At 53.7% G+C, this 20,737-nt stretch carries 9 protein-coding genes, 1 tRNA gene and 1 pseudogene; 6 read left to right on the top strand and 5 right to left on the bottom strand.

Annotation, left to right across the window (positions count from 1 at the left end; translation table 11 throughout):
* Positions 1-310: transposase (locus AC2FNB_RS16225; protein ID WP_496747922.1), on the bottom strand; the 310-nt coding region annotated here is incomplete at its 3' end.
* A 67-nt stretch (positions 311-377) separates the two neighbouring features.
* On the opposite strand from AC2FNB_RS16225, the pseudogene AC2FNB_RS16220 reads away from it, so the two are divergent.
* From AC2FNB_RS16220 to AC2FNB_RS16195, 6 genes and pseudogenes are all read left to right on the top strand, one after another.
* A pseudogene (locus AC2FNB_RS16220) lies at positions 378-810 on the top strand (DDE-type integrase/transposase/recombinase); the annotation flags it as partial.
* A 291-nt stretch (positions 811-1,101) separates the two neighbouring features.
* Positions 1,102-2,217, top strand: coding sequence for a TIGR03032 family protein (locus tag AC2FNB_RS16215; protein WP_496747920.1), 1,116 nt, complete (start codon positions 1,102-1,104; stop codon positions 2,215-2,217).
* A gap of 89 nt (positions 2,218-2,306) precedes the next feature.
* On the top strand, positions 2,307-9,029 hold the full coding sequence (locus tag AC2FNB_RS16210) for a hypothetical protein (RefSeq protein ID WP_496747918.1): 6,723 nt from the start codon (positions 2,307-2,309) through the stop codon (positions 9,027-9,029).
* Between the two features lie 739 nt (positions 9,030-9,768).
* Positions 9,769-15,636 carry a calcium-binding protein gene (locus AC2FNB_RS16205; RefSeq protein ID WP_496747916.1) on the top strand — a complete coding sequence of 1,956 codons (5,868 nt, stop codon included), beginning with the start codon at positions 9,769-9,771 and terminating at the stop codon, positions 15,634-15,636.
* A 278-nt stretch (positions 15,637-15,914) separates the two neighbouring features.
* Positions 15,915-17,648 carry a type I secretion system permease/ATPase gene (locus tag AC2FNB_RS16200; protein WP_496747915.1) on the top strand — a complete coding sequence of 578 codons (1,734 nt, stop codon included), beginning with the start codon at positions 15,915-15,917 and terminating at the stop codon, positions 17,646-17,648.
* Complete coding sequence (locus AC2FNB_RS16195; protein ID WP_496747914.1) at positions 17,645-18,952, top strand: HlyD family type I secretion periplasmic adaptor subunit; 1,308 nt, start codon at positions 17,645-17,647, stop codon at positions 18,950-18,952. Before AC2FNB_RS16200 ends, AC2FNB_RS16195 begins: the two co-directional genes overlap by 4 nt.
* 266 nt (positions 18,953-19,218) lie before the next feature.
* Here AC2FNB_RS16195 and AC2FNB_RS16190 read toward each other — a convergent pair.
* The 4 genes from AC2FNB_RS16190 to AC2FNB_RS16175 form a co-directional block, all read right to left on the bottom strand.
* Positions 19,219-19,295, bottom strand: a tRNA-Arg gene (locus AC2FNB_RS16190).
* Between the two features lie 22 nt (positions 19,296-19,317).
* On the bottom strand, positions 19,318-19,794 hold the full coding sequence (locus AC2FNB_RS16185; RefSeq protein ID WP_496747912.1) for a GNAT family N-acetyltransferase: 477 nt from the start codon (positions 19,792-19,794) through the stop codon (positions 19,318-19,320).
* Positions 19,795-20,106, bottom strand: a complete 312-nt coding sequence (locus AC2FNB_RS16180) for an ETC complex I subunit (RefSeq protein WP_480750745.1) — start codon at positions 20,104-20,106, stop codon at positions 19,795-19,797. It lies immediately after the preceding gene.
* Between the two features lie 68 nt (positions 20,107-20,174).
* Positions 20,175-20,737: hypothetical protein (locus AC2FNB_RS16175; protein WP_496747910.1), on the bottom strand; the 563-nt coding region annotated here is incomplete at its 5' end.

The raw sequence follows: 20,737 nt of genomic DNA, 5'->3' as shown, positions 1-20,737 counted from the left end.
TCGCTGTTCGGTGCGCCTTCAGATACGTCGCGTCGATCATGACGGTCTTCTGTTCGCCGTGCTTGGCAGCCAGACCGGCCATGATCTGCGCGAAGATGCCCTTGTCGCTCCTCCGCTTCCAGCGGTTGTAGAGCGTCTTGTGCGGGCCGTATTCAACAGGCGCGTCACGCCAACGCAACCCATTGCGATTAATGAAGATAATCCCGCTCAGCACGCGCCGATCATCGACGCGAGGCTTGCCGTGGGATTTGGGGAAGAAGGGCTCCAGACGCGCCATCTGCGCATCCGTCAGCCAGAAGAGATCAGACATGTTCACCGCTCGGTTTTCGAACCGTGAATCATGCCGGTAGACGGAAATCAATGGGTCGTGACCCTAGAGAATGGACGAGACATACATTCGAGTGGAAGGGCTGGAGTCTACCTTATCGAGCTGTAGAAAACACGGCAAAACGCGCGAATTCATGATTTTGCAGCACCGTAACAAACCGGCCGCCACGAGGTTCTTTACCCGAATGCTGAAGGTCAATGGTACGCCGCGGAAGATTGACATCGACAAAAACGGCGCAAACACAGCTGGCATCATAGCCATCAACAAAATGTTGAAAGGCTTTGGTTGCCCGCTCCCAATCGAGATGGTGAGGCGGAATTTTCTGAACAGCATCGTGGAACTGGACCTTCGTTTCACAAAGAGACTCATCCGGCCAATGTTAGGGTTCAAGGGATTGGCTCCAGCGGCGGCAACGTTCGACGGAAGTGGCGCGCATGAAACGCAAAGATCAATTCAGGCCCGGAGTCTGTCCGTTTCGGTAATTTGCGGAGTTGGCCTCTTAGCTCGCCGGTAAAGTGCTTTCGCTGTGACAATTCAATACTTCGCAACAGATCCTTCCGGTTGCCGAGTCGTGGCTCGACGCGCAAGTAGAGGAAACAGTTGCAGGTCGCAGGTTGACCTCACATAAACGTGTTTATCCAGGGTTGAGATGTGTTGGGCCGCGCTATTGCCACGGGCGAAAATTCCAAACATGTCTGGAGCAGAGAGGTGGAGGCAAGATTGTTTGTATCCCTGTGATGTCAAGCGCGGAGCAGGAAAATGAGAGCGGTCAAGTGCAAGAAGAAACAACGGTCACGGAAAAAGAAGATGCCAGAAAACCGGCGCAGGACAAAAAGGGCGTAGTAGAAAGCAAGGTCGAGTACTCCGTTTCATCTGGCTTGGGCCAGCGGATGAATTCGCTGGGGGCTTCGATTGCGATTACGTCCTACCAGTCGAATGCCGTCTATCTGATCGGCGTTAAGCCAGGTGGCGGCGTCAATATTCATACGATGGCGGCAGTTCGGCCAATGGGAATATGCCGAAATGGATCAAACGGGCTGTCGGTTGCTTGCCATAGGCAGATCCTTCACCTTCAGAACGTGCTGACAGAAAATGAGCGGATGAACAATTGTTTTGATGCTGCATTCATGCCGCGGCGCAGCGAATTTATAGGAGAGTTGGATCAGCACGATCTGGGTATTGATTCCGACGGGAAGGCGATATTCGTTAACACGCGCTATAATTGTCTGGCTACCCCCGATTTTCGACATAACTTTCGCGAGATTTGGCGACCGGATTTTGTGTCAAAGCTGGTTTCCGAAGACCGCTGCCATCTCAACGGAATGGCGATGCAGGATGGCGTGCCGCGCTATGTGACGGCTGTCAGTCGGTCCGATACAATTGACGGTTGGAGGGATCGCCGGGCCGATGGCGGGGTCGTAATCGATGTTGCGACCGGCGATGTGGTTTGCGAAGGGCTATCCATGCCGCATTCTCCGCGCTTTCATCAAGGTCGGCTCTGGGTGCTGAACTCCGGAACCGGTGAACTGGGCGAGGTCGTTTTTGATGGCAAGAAAAAAATGGGACGTTTTGAACCCAAAGCATTCTGCCCAGGTTTCGTGCGGGGATTGGCATTTCATGATGGGTTTGCGTTCGTGGGTTTGTCCAAGCCGCGATACAAACGGTTCGAAGGCTTGGGTCTCGACGATCGATTGAAGAAGGCCGATAGCGAACCGTGGTGTGGGGTTCAGATTATCGATCTGAACAAAGGCACGTGCGTTGACTGGTTCCGCATCGATGGGGCGATTGCCGAAATTTACGATCTTGAACTGATCGAAGGGTACCGGTGCCCAATCGCAATACCACCCGACGCTCCCGAAGCCGCGTCGATTGTGACGATCGGAGGCTGATGGAAGCCGACTAGTCCGACACTCGAAAGTCCCCAATCAGATTAACAATGGTTCCCTGTTCTCGGCAGGGTAATGGAGGTTTTTTGCTTATGAAACAGAAGCAGCTCAGCGAAATCGAAGCGAACAAAGGTGATGTTTACAATAAGTCGCCGGTCACTTTACGCGGCGGCCGGATGACCAAGTTCAAGGGCCAGGTCGCAAGCTATGCGCCGATGCTGGGTTCGGTTCTGACAGGTGTTTCTGCGGTCGCATTGGCGGCGGGCCTTCAGCTTGCAGGTGTGGCGCCGGGGATTGCAGGGGAATGTACGCCGGTCGACGGTTCGCCGGGTGAGTTCGTGTGTTCCGGGCCGGCGGATCCGGTTAACGATCAAACGCAAACCGTGACTCTCAACGCCGCTGGCAATCTGGTGGTAACGACCGAGGAGGGGTTTTCGCACGATACACTTGAACCGGTAGCCGGGAATGGGATCGTTTTGCAAAAGGACGATACCGGCGATCTGTTTTTCCTGGACGAAAACAACTCTGACATCAGTGGTTCCGGCAGAGGGATCGCTGCGTATGCCGGTTCAGGTTCGGGCTCCATCTCTATCACGTCGACTGGAACCGTGACCGGCGTCTCAACAGGCATATTTGTCGACTCAGAGGGAAACGGATCAATCGACATTTCGGCGGGTAATGTTGAATCGTTCTGGGATACAGCAATACGAATTCTCAGTGGCAGCGCTGGAGCGGGTATTTCGATAGACTCCTCTGGTTCAGTAAACGGAGGATACGATGGAATCTCAGCCGAAAACGACGGAGCCGGTTCCCTGACCATCACTTCGGCGGATGTGACCGGACAGACCCGCGATGGCATTTTGGCGGAGAATGGTGTGTCGGGTACTTCGCTCACCGTCACAACCAGCGGTCTGGTATCCGGCGGCTACACTGGCATCAGGGCGCGAAATTACGGAAGCGACGATCTGACCGTTACGGCTGATCAGAACATAGCCGGCGGCGATTTTGGAATTTTTGCAGACAACCGCAACGGCGGTGATCTGACTATTACTGCCGCAGGGGCGGTCTCAGGGGCGGGTGCCGATGGTATCGAGGCCTACAACGGAATTGGCACGGACAATCTGACGATCAATGTGGCCGGACCTGTTACTGGTCAAGTGGCCGGCATAGACGCGGAGAACCGGGGCGACGGTGTGCTGACGGTGGTCGCAGGCGACGTCACCGGAACGGATGGCGACGGGATCGAGGTCACCAGCGACCAAGGCGGCCTTGGGGTGTCGGTCACCGCAACCGGCACCGTCACGGGCGGGATCAACGGCATCCTAGCGAGCAACTATGCGGCCGGATCGACAGTGGTGACCGCGGTGAATGTCTATGGCGAGGAAAACTACGGCATCTTCGCGTATACCTCGGAAACCGGCACCGATTTGACGGTGACGGCCACCGGAACTGTGACTGGCGGGACTGCCGGCATAAATGCCACCAGTGCGGGCACGGGGCAAGTCGTGGTCTCAGCCAACGATGTCTCCGGTGGAACGAGTGGCATTCGCGCGATCAACACGGCCAACGGCTCGGATGTGGTGGTAACGTCGACTGGAACAGTTGCAGGAAACAGAACCGGGATTGACGCTTACAACATCGGGCTTGGGTCGTTGGTGGTAACCGCAACAGATGTGCAGGGACAACTTGAGAACGGCATCTTTGCGTTCAACCAAGGAACTGACCTAACGGTCAATGCCACTGGTTCCGTCTCTGGCGGTACAGAAGGCGTTGACGCCCGAAACTATGGCAGTGGGGCGGTGACGATTACCGTTGCCGACGTTACTGGAACTTCTGATGGTATTCGGGCATACAACTCGATGAGCGGTACGAATCTGACGGTGGCGGCGACGGGAGCCGTTTACGGGGGTAATGACGGCATTGATGTCGAGAATTTCGGTTCTGGTGCACTAACGCTCGATGTTGCGGATGTCACCGGACAAACTAGCGATGGCATCGAAGTAAATAACGGTGTCAACGGTACCGCACTGACCGTTACGGCAAGCGGTTCGATCACTGGCGCTTCCGAAGGCATCGAAGCCTATAATTTCGGTAGCGGTGACCTGACGGTCACGGCCGCCCAAGAGGTTATGGGTGGCAACTTAGGAATTTTGGTGGCCAACTATAATGGCGGCGATTTGACTGTTGTCACGGACGGACCCGTTTCTGGAAGTGGAAATGACGGCATTGAAACGCGCAACGATGAGGGGACCGGTGACCTGATAATCCGCGCGAGCGGCCCGGTCACTGGCAACCGAGATGGCATCGATGCGCGCAGTCTTGGCGTCGGCTTTGTGGAAGTGTCCGCAGTTGATGTGTCAGGAGGAAACCGTGGCATCAATGCTCTCACCGAGGACACAACGACGTCTGTCTCGATAACGGCGACGGGCGCGGTATCCGGTGGCACCGACTCAGGCATTCTGGTCAACCACAATGGCCGCGGCGCCTTGACCGTGTCCGCCGCCGACGTGACAGGCGGAGCCGATGGTATAGAGGCAACCAATTCGATCAACGGCACGGCACTGACCGTCACGGCAAGCGGTTCGATCACTGGCGCTACTGATGGCATCGACGCGAACAATGGCGGAAGCGGTGACCTGACCATCACGGCTGCCCGTGACGTTACGGGTGGCAGCGTCGGAATTCGGGCGGCCAACAATAATGGCGGCGATCTGACTGTTGTCACGGACGGCCCCGTTTCCGGAGGCGTTACTTACGGCATCCTGGCGCGTAACGGTGAAGGAACCGGCGATCTTGTGGTCACGACCAGCGGCCTGGTCTCCGGCAGTACAGATGGCATTGCGGCCCGCAATTATGGAACCGGATCGGTAGACGTGTCCGCCGCCGATGTCACAGCAAACTCTCGGAGTGTCCTGGCAGTGAACTTTGCTGAAGGGACAAGTTTGACGGTCACGACCACCGGTGAAATCGTCAGCAACAATTACACAGGCATTTTCACCACCAACCAAGGAGATGGCGACAGCCTCATTCAGGCTCAGGGAACCATTCGCGCTGACTTCCACGGCATTGACAGTGTGCAATATGGCGAGGGTTCTTTGACGATTTCGGCGGATAACGTGATAGCCGGTTCGACAGGCATCTCTGGATTTGGGAATGAAAATTCGACGGGCCTGTCAATCCAAAGTAGCGGCGAAATATCGGCACAAGTCTATGGAATTTCAGCAAGTACCAGAGGGACAGGAGGAATTTCCATCGATGTGAATGACGTCTCTGGAGATCGTGGGGGTATTCGTGCCGGAAATAGTGGTAGCGGCGCTCTGACAATTGACGCTGCGAATGTGACCGCCCAAGTGGGCGACGGTATTGATGCAACTAATTCCTCGAATGGTACCGCGCTGGTCATAACAACCAGCGGTCAGGTATCGGCAGGTTTTGAGGCCATCGAAGCCATGAACTACGGAAACGGTCAGTTGTCCATCACAACCGCTCGAGACGTGACAGGTGGCCGTTTCGGGATATACGCGACTAATCGCAACGGAGGCGATTTAACCATTTCCACTGCCGCTGCGGTAACCGGTCAGACACTTGTGGGCATTTTTGCAAATAACGAGACCGGAACAGGCGATCTGACCGTAAATGCGGTCGGACCTGTCACCGGTCAAAGAGACGGCATCGATGTGGAAAACCATGGTAACGGATTGCTGGCAATAGTCGCAGGTGATGTCACCGGAACAGATGGCAACGGGATTGACTCCTTTGGTGATGGAAACAGCGTCGGAGTGTCGGTCACATCGACTGGCGACGTAGTGGGTGGCACACACGGTATCAATGCCCGCAGCGTCGGCTCCGGCATCTTGGCGATCGATGCCGGGGACGTGACCGCTCAATCCGGTGTTGGCATTCGCGCCAGCAATGCCTCTGGCGGCACCGCCTTGACCATTTCGGCAAGTGGGGCAGTAACAGGTGGCCGCACAGGGATCCAAGCCTACAGCAATGGAAGCGAGGGCCTGACCATCACGGCTGCTCAGGATGTAGCGGGCGGGAGCTTTGGGATAATAGCGGACAATTCCAATGGAGGAGACCTGATCATTTCCGCCCTGGGTGCGGTAACTGGAATGGCAGATAACTCCATCGTCGCGACAAATAACGCCGGGTCAGGAAACCTGACAGTCGATGTGGGGGGACCAGTTGCTGGTCAAGTGGCCGGCATAGACGCGGAAAACCGGGGCGACGGTGTGTTGACTGTGGTCGCCGGCGACGTCACCGGAACGGATGGTGACGGGATTGAGGCCACGAGTTACGATGGTGGCCTCGGGGTTTCGGTTACTTCGATCGGTACTGTTTCGGGTGGTCTCAATGGTATCCAGGCAGGCAACTATGCAGCCGGGTCGACAACGGTGACCGCAGTGGATGCCTATGGCCGCGATGGTGATGGCATCTTTGCATATGTCTCGGAGCTAGGCACCGATTTGACGGTCACGGCTACCGGAACGGTGACCGGCGGGGTCAGCGGCATAAAAGCTGATAGTGCAGGTACCGGGCAGGTTGTTGTATCCGCAGTTGATGTGTCTGGTGGATTGCGTGGTATCGATGCCAGCACCGAGGAAGCATCGACGGGCCTTTCGATAACGGCGACCGGAACGTTACGAGGCGAGACCGCAGATGGTATTCGGGCAACGCACAATGGCAGCGGTTCGGTATTTGTCACTGCCGCCAGTGTAACCGGAGGTACCAACGGCATCTATGCGACCAACTCGGTCAATGGTTCGGACCTGTCACTTACTGCAACCGGTAATATCGTGGCCGCGCAGAACGGGGTCGTCGCCCGAAACTCAGGTGCTGGTGCGCTGGATATATCAGTTGTCAATGTTAGCGGAGCTTCGCAAGGGATCTTGGCAAGCCATTATGGAACGCAGGACCTTTCCATAACAGTTTCTGGGCAAGTCGAGTCTGAAACCGGAGACGCAATCTCTGCCAATACTTATTCTGGAGGGTTTACCCGGATCTCCGCCCTTTCAGGTGCAAGTGTCGGTGGGCAATCCGGTATTGCGATTGTCAACAACGAAGGCAATAGCGAAACCGAATTTCTCGCGGGTTCGGTATTGGCGGGATCTGTGTCCCTGGGGTCGGGTGAAGATACCCTTTCATTGCGTGGCGCCGGTATACTTGCAACTCAGCCAGAGGGATTTGCGCTGGACGGTGGTGATGACACGGATGCACTTGGTTTTGCCAACGTTCAAGCGCAATTTGACCAGCTGGACCTGTACAATTGGGAAAGCGTCAGCGTAGAGTCGGGGTCTGATCTGCGGTTCGGTGCAGCAACTGGGACGCTTGGCGCGAATGAACTCGTTCTGCGGGACAGTCGCATTTCAGTTCTGAACGAAGGTGTCTCTGGATCGCTTCTTGTCGGCGAGGGCGGTTTCTCGCGGCGTGCAGAAGTATCGGGCGTGGCCACTGTTAATGCAAACCTGAGAAATAACGGCGAGATTACGCTGAGCAATCTTGAGACCGGCGACGTGCTGGAAATTACCGGTAATCTGACGGGAACTGGTAACATCACACTGGACGTGGGAAATAGCGGAAACGACAGCTTGAATGTTGGAGGAGACACAACCGGCGCCAACCAGTCCTTGTTCATTCGCACGACAGAAGCCTTGAACGGCCAAACTCAGGTCTATCGATTGGTGAGTGTTGGTGGTCAGGCGACCGATGGCGACTTCGAACTCGGTAATCCGGACACTCTGACGATTGACGGCGAACGTGCCCTCGTTCGGGGGATAAATCTGTACACGTTGGATCTGGACCAGGCGGCCAACCAGTTTGTTCTCAGTTCGCAAGCTGAAAACGGCCAACGTCAGATCACTTCGGATGCCGCAATTTATGGGGCAAACGCACAGGCGCTGAGCGATCTGTTGCGCCTCGGCTCCGCAAGTCGCCGTCTGGCAGGTATCTCGCCGCGAAACTTTGGAGGCAATGACCAGACTGCAAGTCGAAATCTGAATGATCTGGCGACAACGGACGGCGGCAATCTCACATGGTTCGAAGTTTCAGGTGGTCGTGACGGATACAATTTCGAGGGCCGCGACGTAGATACGAATTTCCGCAGAATCGAATTTGGTTTCGGTGTTCCGTTGCACGAAGCGGATGGCGGCATTTTGATTGGGGGCGTCGAGCTCGGAGCAACCGATCTGTCAACATCTGTTCAAGCGTCTTCGCTGAATTCAGCAAACTCCGAGTCTACGAGCTATGACGCCACATTCAGTGGTTTGTGGTTGGGCGACAATCACTTTTATGCCGAAGGGCAAATGCGCCTTGCATCGTTCAGCAACACTCTGAGCTTTGCGGATGGAACTTCCGAGGAAATCGACGGACGTGGATTTGCCGCCTCCATCGAGATTGGAAAGGAAATTCCGCTTTTGGGAACGAACGGCCAGATCGTACCCCAAGCTCAGTTGATCTATAGCAACGTGCATAGCGACAATTCCGATAGCCTTGGTAGCGAGTTGAGCGATGGTGACGCCCTGACCGGGCGGCTTGGGCTTCGCTACCAATACGCCACTGCGCGCGGAAATCAGTTCTACTCTCAACTGGATTGGTATCATGCATTCGACAATCTGACTGCGGTCAATTTCGGTGGGACGGAATTGCTGACACAGCGCAACAGAAATCGTGGACAGCTTACACTTGGCGGGCAGTGGCAAACTTCCGGCAACGGGGCATTGTTTGGAGAAATTTCGGTTTCTGACGGCTTCGGAGAGACGAGCAGTGACGATCTGTCAATTTCTGGCCAATTCGGTTTCGTCTTGAGATTCTGAAAGTTGTGCGGGGTGACGTACGGGCTGCTCCCGGTTTCAAGAACTTCATCCCGCTCCTTTCGCCAATGGTGAGGGGAGCGGGGCAGGGAAACTTCCGCTCGTTGAATGAAATTGTGAAAGCCCCATGGAGTTTCCGCTGGTCATTCGATACCGCAGCCTTCGTGAACGGTTTCAAACTTTGAAACACGGCAGAGAAATATTGCAACAAAGAAGGTGCCTCCTGAGAAATTTTCTTGCCGAATCAGTTCGCGCGCGAAACTTCCTGATAAGCATCGTCGGTCTGCAGTGATATCGATGGATAGGATGTTTGAAACATGAATTGGCCCTGCATATTAGCTTGACATCTCTAGTCTCAAAATGGAATTTGTAAAAAGAGAACCTGTAAGCAATTAAAATATATACATATTGCCTGAAATTGAAACCCAGATTCCAATGCAGCGAATCGACGCTGAATTCCATTGCGTCAAAAAGTTAAAAAAACGACAAAAATGCGTGATTCGCGCCAAACGGCGATAACGTTATGTAAAAAAAATGTGATTCAATCGAGAAAGACTGACTTCACGAAAACGTGATCAAAAGAATTATTTGATCGCGTGCAAACGAGTTGACTTTTTCGAATGATCGTCAATTCTACCCCCAGTAAAAACTTTTCTCATTTGATAATGTATTTCTGCTGATAGGGGAGCTTCTCTCTTATCGTGGAAATCTGTTTTCGATGAGACAGTCTGGGAGGGCAAAAATGACAACGCAAGTCGCAGAGACAGAGTATTTTTCCAACACCGATATCCTGGAGCGTATCGCCAACGATCCGGATCTCACCATCACTGCGGAAGCGTTGGTCTCAGATTTTGTCGAGAACTTTTCAGCGGAGGAGCTGGAAAGCATCTTTGATGTCGCGGATGTGTTGAGGCAGCTTCTGGAAACGTCCGACAATCCTGCGCTGTCGTTTGAAATATACGAACAGGTCCTTGCCAGCGAGGAATTTGCTCAAAAACTCGAGGCAAATGCCGTTCTGCTGGCGCGGCTGCGCGAGGAAACTGGTTCACTGTCCGCGACAACGCAGGACTTATTGAAGAATTCATATGACGCCTTCAGCCTGACACGAAGTGGCATTACCAACACGTTTTTTGCTATCGGCGATGGACTTGATGGGTATTTTCACAAGTATACCGGGTCCTATGACCTCACAACCGGAAAATTCCAACACAACGCCGGCATTTTTGGAAAGGTCAAACTCCACCATGCTTTCAGCAGTTTGAAGGGCTCAAAAATCGGCCAAGTCGGCATCGATGGCATTCTTGCCTTTACTTTGGTCGGAACAGTGACGCATTCTGTCGGGTTCGGCCTCGCCGGGTATAACTTGCACAAGGCAATCGAATCCGGAAATTCATTGGCTATTGGCAATGCCAGTCTAGGAGTGGTTTCCTCCTCTATTTCTCTTCTGCAATCGTTAGCGGTTTCAAGCCTGCGCATCGCCGCGTACTACTCCAGCTCTGCCACCTCCGGGATATTGAGAGCAGCGGCAACGGCCATCAGCGGCGCAGACCTGGCAAAAAACACGGCGACGATTGGGGGGGTCGGGGGTGCTGTAGCCTCGATTGTTGGTGGGGCGATCGCGGTCGTGACAACCGCTATTTCCATAGTTTCCTTGGGCCTGACGACCGCACAACGATTTGAAAACTTTGAAGAACTGGATCAAGTCGACAAGAACTTCGCAATCGCGAACACTGTTGTTGACGCACTCCAGATAGTTCTGGGCATAGCTGGAGCATACGCCTTTGCTGTGGGCGGTCCCGCAGGACTGGTTGTTGGCGCGGTGTTAGGCATCGTCAACGCGCTCATCGATGCAGCGCAGGCCATTGCCGAGGCAATTGAAAAACTAGTCCCACGCGAAGTCCATGGAACGGATCAAGACGATTTTCTTGTGGGTCGGGACGGGGCTGACAAGATTTACGGCTATGCCGGGGATGACATCATCCTTGCCGGTCACGGCAACGACGAAGTCTATGCAGGGGACGGGGACGACCTTATTAACCCGGGTGGTGGACATGACACTGTCGATGGTGACGGTGATGTCGATTCCCTGACCTATCAACGTGATCCCGTCACTGCGGATGGGATCAAACCCGAAGATGCGCTGGTACATCATCGGCAGCTCACCACCTTTGGTGACGTAAAGGCCGGCCTGCTTATTGATCTGAAGACGGGTCACACGTGGCTGATTAACAGGTGGGAAGACGGGTCTGTGGTCAACGATACCGGAGACACCAATGGCGACGGCCTGCGCGTCGATGTGTTCTGGGAACGGTACGCAGGCATTCTGTATAACTGGAACTGGCAAAGCGGCGATGTCTGGGGGTGGAGCAACGGCGGTCAGGGCCTGTTGATGAAGGACTACCTGTACGAAATCGAAAATGCCTTTGGCACCAATCAGAACGATGTCATTCGCGGAAGCGATGGAAACAATCATCTGGGCGGCTATGACGGTGACGACTGGATTTTTGGCGGCAAGGGGAACGATGTCCTTAATGGCGGCTGGGGAACCGACACGTTTTATGGCGGCGACGGCTTCGACGTCCTGACCTTCTCGACCAATGAAACCCAAAATACGCCCTATCATATACGTGAGAAAGTTAAATTTTATAATGATGAAGGCGAACTAACTCATATTATAAATTTGAGTTGGCAGGCGCAAACTACGATTGATCTGGTTCAGGGTACCGTGATCACAAAATATTCCCGCGATCATGAATACACTTATGACTATCAATGGCTCAACGGATCGGTGAACAATTCGCTCGAACCGTACGACAAAACCTATTTCGACACCTACGTCTATGATTTCTTAAATGGCCGGGGAATGATTGATCAGTCGACAGTTATCCGCGACCCGGATGGGTCTGTCAGGTCATTTGCTCTGAAGACCGAACATTTCTATGATTTTGAACGGATTCTGGGAGGGGACGGGCAAGATATCATCATCGGGACAACCGGAGATGATGAACTAACCACCGGCGCCGGTTACGGTGATATTCTTTATGGTGGTTATGGCGATGACACATTTGGCGTCGGCCTTGGTAAACACTTCACAATTCATGGTGGCGCTGACAATGATACATTTGTAGCGAACCTGGATCCGGGCCAGGCCCAACATTTAAGAGGCTACAGTCTAAATACCAACTACAACATCGTAAATTCATCGGGCCTTTTCGTTGATTTAACGACCAATTCAGGGTACATCAACGGGCTCGCCAGCTTTTATACAGAACTTACTTCTGATGACACCGACTTCAAAATCTATGGCGTTGAAAACGTTATCGGATCGCAGCGTAGGGACACCATCATTGGTGATGACGAGGACAACTATTTCAACGGTTATGAAGGCGATGACGAAATTTATGGCGGTGGCGGCGACGACGTCATCTCGGGCTTTGATGGCAGGGACATACTGTATGGCGGCGATGGCGACGATTACTTCATACAGGAACTGTCCGATTACGGAAGCTGGGAACTGAGATCGCAGGCAAACTTTCACTTCGGTGGCAACGGAACCGACACCGTGGACTATTCGAAGGCGACGGGGGATTACCTTTATGTCGATCTTCAGGAAAACATCGCCTGGGGCGTCGCGCATGCAGACCAGTTCTTTTCCATCGAAAACATCACAGGGGTAATCGACAGAGACAACCGATTCCTGGGCGATGACGTCGCCAACGTTTTTGTCGGCGGCAAGCAAAATGACAGCTTTAAAGGGCGCGGCGGCAACGACGTTTTTGTCACGGGCGAAAAAAGTACGTCGGATGACTTTTTCGATGGCGGTGACGGGCAAGATAGCATCAATTTTGGCAAGTTCGGCGGCTCTTTGAATATCGATCTGGAATTCACGGGCATCTACACGGGCAATCTGGCCGGAACGCAAATCCTCAACGTCGAATCCATCATCGGTTCGGTCTATAGCGATGTGATCAAAGGGACAGATGAAAGCAATGTCCTGTTTGGCGGTCGTGGATTTGACACTTTGTACGGCCGTGGCGGAGACGACTTTTTCTCGGCAGGTATGGGCGTCGACACCATTTACGGCGGCGATGGTTCCGACACCATCAGTTATGCGGAATCCGTGTTTGATCGCGAAGGTTATATCACCGACTCGGATTTCTTTGCGCATGGCGGCCAGTCGATCACCGATCCCGATTTCGAAGAGATTGCCGAAACCAGAGGCACAGGGGGCTATACCATCGACCTTGCAAACGGCGAGACGCGAAGAACGTCGGATGGCGCCTTGGTTGACGTACTTCACGATATCGAAAACGCCTTTGGCACGGACAAAGACGATATCATCAGGGGAACTGGCGATTTCAACCTGCTTCAGGGTCGTGGCGGAAATGACACGATCACCGGCGAGGGCGGAAACGACAGCATTTCAGGCGGTGCCGGAAACGACATTCTGGATGGTGGCGAAGGCCAGGATACGATCGACTATTCAACGGACGTCGCTGACCGCGAAGGGATCGATGGGCAGGGTTACCAGATTTCCCTCAATCATGGGCAGACGTTGACTGTCGCTGGCAACGTTTTTGTTGATCAGATACTGAACTTTGAAAGTGCCGTCGGTTCAAATGCCAATGATATCATAACCGGTACGACCAATAGCAACACCCTGGAAGGCCGTGATGGCGATGATGAAATCGTGGCCCTTGGCGGCAATGACCAAGTTTCAGGTGGCCTTGGAAATGACACGCTGTACGGTGGCCATGGTCACGATACCGTCACCTATAATTACCTCAGCTATATTGTGGATTGGGCCGAAAACGGAATTCTCTGGGTCAACCTCAACGGTGTGTCAGAAGACTTTGGTGGGACTGTTGTAAGTTCGTTCAGTTCGTACACCGCCGAAACTGCTTCCTTCGAATTCACGCATGAAAGTGACGTGGTACGGGATATCGAAGCCTTTGTCGGGTCCAGCGGCAGCGACCGTGTGCGGGGCAACGATGCAGCGGATGGTTCCCTGACAACCGGCTTCGGTGACGACTGGGTCAGGGGCGGCGCAAAAAGTGACACCATTGATCTGGGCGCCGGGAACGATCAGGCCTGGGGCGGGGCGAATGCCGACATAGAAGACAGGTTCATTCTGACGGCAAATGCCGGGGATACGGATATCATTTGGGACTATAACAGTTCCGACAAGATCGCTGTTCGTTTGAATTCGGGCGATCGGTTCACCGGGTACGTGGATGAAGGCGAATTCAGGGTGTTCACCACTGAATCCGGTTATACGCTCAAGATTTCGACTTTCGACCACGCCTATAATGGTGTCGCGGCGGTGCACGAAGTGACGCTTGCCGATTTCAGTATCGAGGTGCTGGCAACCAATGACCAGGATGTAGATTACTACGACCTGGGTGGATACAAGAGCGTTTCCTATAATGGCCTGGAGGGCAACGACTTAGTCATTGGCTCTCATGGCGGAGACCAGATTTTTGGCGCCAGTGGCAACGACTCTCTATCCGGCGCCGGAGGAGGAGACATCCTCATCGGGTCTGATGGCTACGATCACCTGTGGGGTGGCAGCGGACATGACCGGCTGAGCGGCGGACTGGGGCAAGATACCCTTGACGGTGAAGACGGCGTGGATTTCATCGACTACTCGGTTGACGGTGCCGATAACGCACACGAGGTCACCTTTACAATTTCCTCTGGTAACGCTCAAGCAGGATACGCTGGACAAACGCTCACGTTGGGCGAACTGGGCGCCTTTGAAATGGACGTTTTCTTAAACATCGAAGGTTTCTCGGGAACGGCGCAGGATGACACATTCATCATTGAATCCGCAGTCACGGAAGTTACGGCAGTATTTGAAGGCAGGGGCGGGGTTGATCTGCTTGACCTGAGCCTATTTGCCGCCACGAGTGACTATCAGCTGACCATCGATCTCGCGGAGGAAGCCCTGGCTTACTTTACGGACAGCGCCGATGAACCCGCATGGGTTTCCGCGCTGAAGTCCATCGAGAACGTCATAGGTTCGTCTGGGGATGATCTGTTCTATGATTTGCAGACCGCCAACAACCGCTTTGAGGGGCGCGCAGGGGACGACGCATTCTTCCTTCGCGGTGGCGTGGACTTCGTCGATGGTGGCGGAAACGGGACCTTGGGCGATGTCGTCAGCTTTTCTGGCTTCTTCCAGTCGGTCGACATTGATCTACTGGCACAGACATACACGTTTGATGTTGCCGGCGGAGCGACTAAATCCGGCACAGTGAAAAACATCGAAAATGCAGTCGGTACGTTCTTTGGCGACACCATTCGTGGCACGGATGGCAAAAACGACGTCAATGGTGGTGAAGGTAATGACCACATCTGGACCAGGGGCGGAAACGATCTGATTATCTTCTCCGGAAACTTTGACGACGATGTCGTGCACGATCTCGATATCGCTCAAGACACGATCAGATTTGCGTTGAACAACGAATTTGCCGATCTGAATTCTGTTGGGCTGTCCAAGGAAGCGATCGGAAATGATGTCAAGATAACTGTGGGAGACTACGGTTCGGTAACGCTGGTCAACAAAACGCTAGCAGATCTTGATCAGATCCAGTTCGAGTTCATGTAGGTCGCAACCGACGAATAAACCCGGCCTAGTGCTTGAAATAGGGCAACCGCCTGTAACCGAATGTTTCTCTGAAACGCTCATTTGCGGTTGCTCCTGTGAAACGGGTTTATTCTCACAGCACTCATGGTCCTTGCTTGGGCTGCGATCTGGGAAATGCGCAAAGATGTTTTTTAAATGGGTTAAACCCTGCAGCCATCAAGTGACGGAGACGTCGTAAAGACAATATCGCAAAAACCGACTTGCGAAACTTTGCTGTCGTGAAAAGGTAAGGGAACAGAATGAAGGAGCTGGCTCTTGAAAACGGGACCGAAGAACTTCGGGCTGCTCGTGCAAAGATTAGAAAGCCGATAGCTGCGGTGGCAGTATTCAGCTTTTTTGTTAATTTTTTGATGCTGACTTCCCCTCTTTACATGCTGCAAGTGTATGACCGCGTGCTCTCCAGCAAGTCCGAAGAGACACTGTTGTCCCTGTCCCTTCTGGCCTTATTTCTGTTCGTCACCATGGGCGCGTTGGATTATCTGCGTACCCGGGTCATGGCGCGTGTCGCCACTAAGTTCAGCGCGTCGATGCAGCGGAGGGTTTTTGAGGCTGTAGTGCGGCGGTCCGCCCAATTGCCGGATCTATCTGCGCAAACTGGACTAAAAAGTCTGGAGTCCATTCGTCAATTTCTGGCTTCACCCTTGCTGATTGCACTTATTGACTTGCCTTGGACACCGGTATTTTTGTTCGGGATTTTCCTGTTTCACCCTTGGCTAGGCTACATGGCTATAGGCTCTTCTTTATTCTTGCTTGTGATAGCCGCAGTCAATCAAATCGCGACAAAGCGAAATACCCTTCTCACCAATAGGGCAGGTCACAAATCGGTCCTGATGAGTGAACAAATTCGAACCGAGGCAACGACTGTACAGAGCATGGGGATGCTGACTTCGATTTTCGACCGTTGGCAAATTTTGCAAGAAGACACCTTGTCCAAACAAACCGAAGGTGCTGAAAAATCTACTTTGTATAAAACGATATCCAAAACTTTTCGGATGATCATGCAATCCGGAATGCTGGGTCTCGCTGCATACTTAGTCGTACAAGGTGAGGTTTCCCCGGGCGTGATGATTGCTTCGTCCGTCCTATTGGGTCGTGCCCTTGGGCCTATAGAAGTTGTGGTCGGATCGTGGCCGCTTTGGCAAGAAGCGCGCCGCGGTTGGAAAACTCTGGCAGGCCTTTTGTCAATTGCACCTGCTTTTGACGAACGAACAGAGCTTCCGAAACCCCCGGCGGAGCTTTCTGTCAGACAATTGGCGGTGCCTATGCCGGGTCAATCAAAACTGGCTCTGAAGGGCCCGACTTTTTCGGTCGAAGCAGGAACTGCCGTAGCTGTTATCGGCCCATCGGGCTCGGGCAAGTCAACATTGGCGCGTGCTTTGACCGGACTATGGAAGCCCCTAAGTGGAGAAATCCGTTTGGGAAAGTTTCCCATAGAACAATATCATCCCGACAAACTCGGCCAATATGTAGGTTATCTGCCACAACGCATTCATTTGTTTGAGGGAACAATTGCCGAAAACATTTCGAGATTTTGCAAGGATGTAGACGACTCGCAGATTATCTCTGCAGCAATGAAGGCCGATGCGCACCAGATGATATCCGAGTTGGAGAACGGATACGATACAGTCGTCGATGCCAACGGAGGTAAACTTTCGGGGGGTCAAATTCAACGTATCGGTTTGGCGCGAGCTCTTTTTTCGGACCCGGTGCTTCTCGTTCTGGATGAACCGAATTCGAGTTTGGACAGCCATGGCTCGATGGCCTTGAACCGGGTTATCAGATCGCTGAAAGAGGATGGACGTATTGTCTTGTTGATGGCGCACAGACCGGCGGCCTTGTCGGAATGCGAAAAGATTTTGATCCTGAGTCAGGGGCAAATGGTTGATTATGGTCCTCGCGACGAAGTTCTCAAGAAATACGTGACAAACCACGATCAAATCAACGCACCAAGCCAGATGGGGGCGATTGTATGAGCGACCAGAAGAAATATGAGAGGGTTAGAGGACTTACTATTTCTGGATTTCTGGTAATAGTAACGCTCCTAGGCGGATTTGGGGGATGGGCGGTATTTAGCCGTCTGGCAGGCGCGGTGTTTGCCCCTGCTCAAATTGAAGTCGAGAGAAATCGCCAAATCGTTCAGCACCCAGATGGTGGAGTCGTTTCCAAAATCCATATCGAAGAAGGTCAATTGGTGAAGAAGGGGCAAATTCTTGTGTCCCTTGAATCTGGAGATCTCATAGCCGAATTACAGGTCAGGGAGCACGAATTATACGAACTTTTGGCGCAAAGTGGCAGACTCACCTCCGAGAAGAACGGGCTTCCAAGCGTCAGGTTTGACAAAGAACTTGTAGATTTGGCGCGAACGAATCCGGAAATCGCCGCAATGATGGTGGGCCAAGAAGCCATCTTCAACACTCGTACTCACTCCATGTACCAGCAGTTTGACCAGCTGGAGGAGCGTGCCCAGCAACTGCAGGATCAAATTCTTGGCTACAACGCCCAAAATACGGGGTTGCACTCGCAACTTATCTTAATTGAAGATGAGCTAAAACGTCAAAAAATTCTGGAGGATAAGGGGCTTAGCCAGGCCACTCAAAAACTCATCTTGCAGCGAGAGTATGCCAATCTTCAAGGTCAAATGGGACAAATCAAAGCCAGTATCGCGCAAACCAACGGGCGAGTTACAGAGTTACGCATTGAGGAACGTAGATTGGAGGCGGCGAGGAGGGAAAACGCCGTGGCCGAACTCCGAGAAATAAAGCAAAAAGAACTCGAACTGCGGGCGACGATAGGAATATTGCGTGAAAAGATTTCGCGCTTGGATATCAAGGCACCGACGTCAGGCGTGGTTTATGGCCTGCAGGTCGTCACACCACAGTCAGTTTTGAAACCGGCTGACACGGTATTATTTTTGATACCCCAAGATCGACCTCTGGTTATTGCGGCGCAAATAGAGCCCATACATATAGACCAGATTTCTATTGGGCAGAACGCTAATCTACGATTTTCGTCCTTTGATCAAAGTCTGACTCCGGAAGTCACTGGTCAAGTGAAGTATATCTCGGCGGATGTATTCAATATCCCGGAATCAGGTTACCAGTTTTATCGGGTACTTGTTGAATTGAACGAAGAGGAGCGAGAAAAAATTAGTCAGACGGTCAACCTGCTCCCAGGTATGCCGGTCGAAGTGTTCATCCGAACCGAAGATCAAACACCCCTTTATTATCTTGTCAAACCTCTGGTCGAATACTTCAACAAGGCTTTTAGAGAGACTTGAAATGTTGCTCTGCCTCCTGAAAACTGGATCGCTTGAAGCTGGGGTTTTCCGCTAGATTTCCTTAGCTGGGCAAAGGGCGAATGCGGCCAGAAGAGTCTTCAGGCAACATCGTCATATGGCTCATACTTTTCCTCCCGTTCACCCAAAGGCTGAATCGGGCAACATCGAAAAGCAACGAAAAAGAAGAAAACCACGCCCGCGCGCCTACCTCAGGCTTACCCGAGGATACAACGCGCGGAGGATCTCTTGTAAGTTTTTGAAAACAGTGGCGATCCCGCGAGGACTCGAACCCCGAACCTGCTGATTAGAAGTCAGCTGCTCTATCCAGTTGAGCTACGGGACCGCTTGCGCCTTTCTTGCGGCTTTTAGCCAGCAGGTTCAAGAGCCAAGCGCATGAAAGCGCTATTGGGGTCGGCGTCATAGCCGTGGATCGGGCCGCAATAGCTGTATCCCAATGCCTCATACAGTCTGCGTGCGGCGTCATAACCCGAAAGATGCGCTGCTCCGGTTTCCAGCACAATCGCCGTTGCGCCGCCCGCCCGTGCCTCGTGTGCCAACCGCTCCATTAGCACCCGAGCCAGACCCTGGCCGCGGGCGGCGGCGGTGATATGCACCGATTTCACTTCGGCTGTGCCATCGGGCAGCGTCTTGAGCGCGCCGCAGCCGATCGGCGTGTGACCATCGAAAAGCGCCCAGAAACGCGTGCCAGTCTCGCGCAGAGTGTCGGCATCCAAGGTGTGATTGCTTTCATCAGGTCCGGCGTCGCGGCCATGGGCCATATGCGCCTCAATCAGCGGGCGCAGGTCGACCGCGCCCGGGTCGGCCTCGCGGATGTCGATCATTCAGTGGGTCCAGGGGCTGCGCCGGTCGGTGGCGAAGTTTTCGCCATAGCCACGCGGGCGCAGATTGGGCTTTCGCTTGTGCGGCTCGCTGACCTGCGCCTCGATCCCGTGGGCCTGAGCATATTCCAGCGCCTCTTCCTTGGTGTCAAAGCGCAGGCGCACCTGGGTTTGCGTATCATTCGAAGAGGTCCAGCCCATCAGAGGGTCCACCTCGCGCGCGGAGCCTTGGGCATACTCCAGAACCCATTTGCGGGTCTTTGCCATGCCCGATGTCATGGCGTTTCTGGCAGGCTGATAAATCCGTGCGCGCATTGCAAACTCCGTCCTTTTCGGCTTGTCCCTATATGCGCGCAAGCGTGCGCCCGGGCAAGACTGTTTTGTCAGGTTTCGACGCCATCCAGCCGCCCCTGTGGGCTGCGGATTGCCGCAGCCAACGCCTGAGCCAGCGATTGGTGCGATGGTGGCAGGACCGGACAGCGCGAACAGACGTTAGGATCGGGTTCCAGTCGCGATGCACGTTCGAAGGCCTTACGGGCCGCGTCCTGTTGTCCGCCCTCGCAGAGCGCCAGGGCGTGCATCAGATGCATCGCGCGTTCCTTTGGCCGGGTGTCCGCCGCCAGACGGGCGTCCTCGGCGGCCAGAACGAATTGCCCGGCGCAATAGTGGGCCACGGCCCTCAGGAACCGCCGATAGGGGATCATCGGGTTATGCACCTGCCGCTGCAGCAATAGCCCGAACTTTTCGGCCGCCTCGGCAAATGCGCCTTCGAACATGAGGATATGGCCCGCGAGTTCGTGGTTTTCGGCATAGGCGGGATTCAGGGTCCTGCTGCGTTCCAGATCGGATCGGGCGCCGGGCGCGTCGCCCAGACAGTTGATCCGGAAATAGCCGCGGGTCCAGAACACGTAATCGCTTGCCGGGTTCTGTTCGACGGCCGTGTCCA

It is taken from the genome of Ruegeria sp. BHSB058 (assembly GCF_059613285.1).
This window is presented reverse-complemented; position numbering and strand designations above follow the sequence as displayed.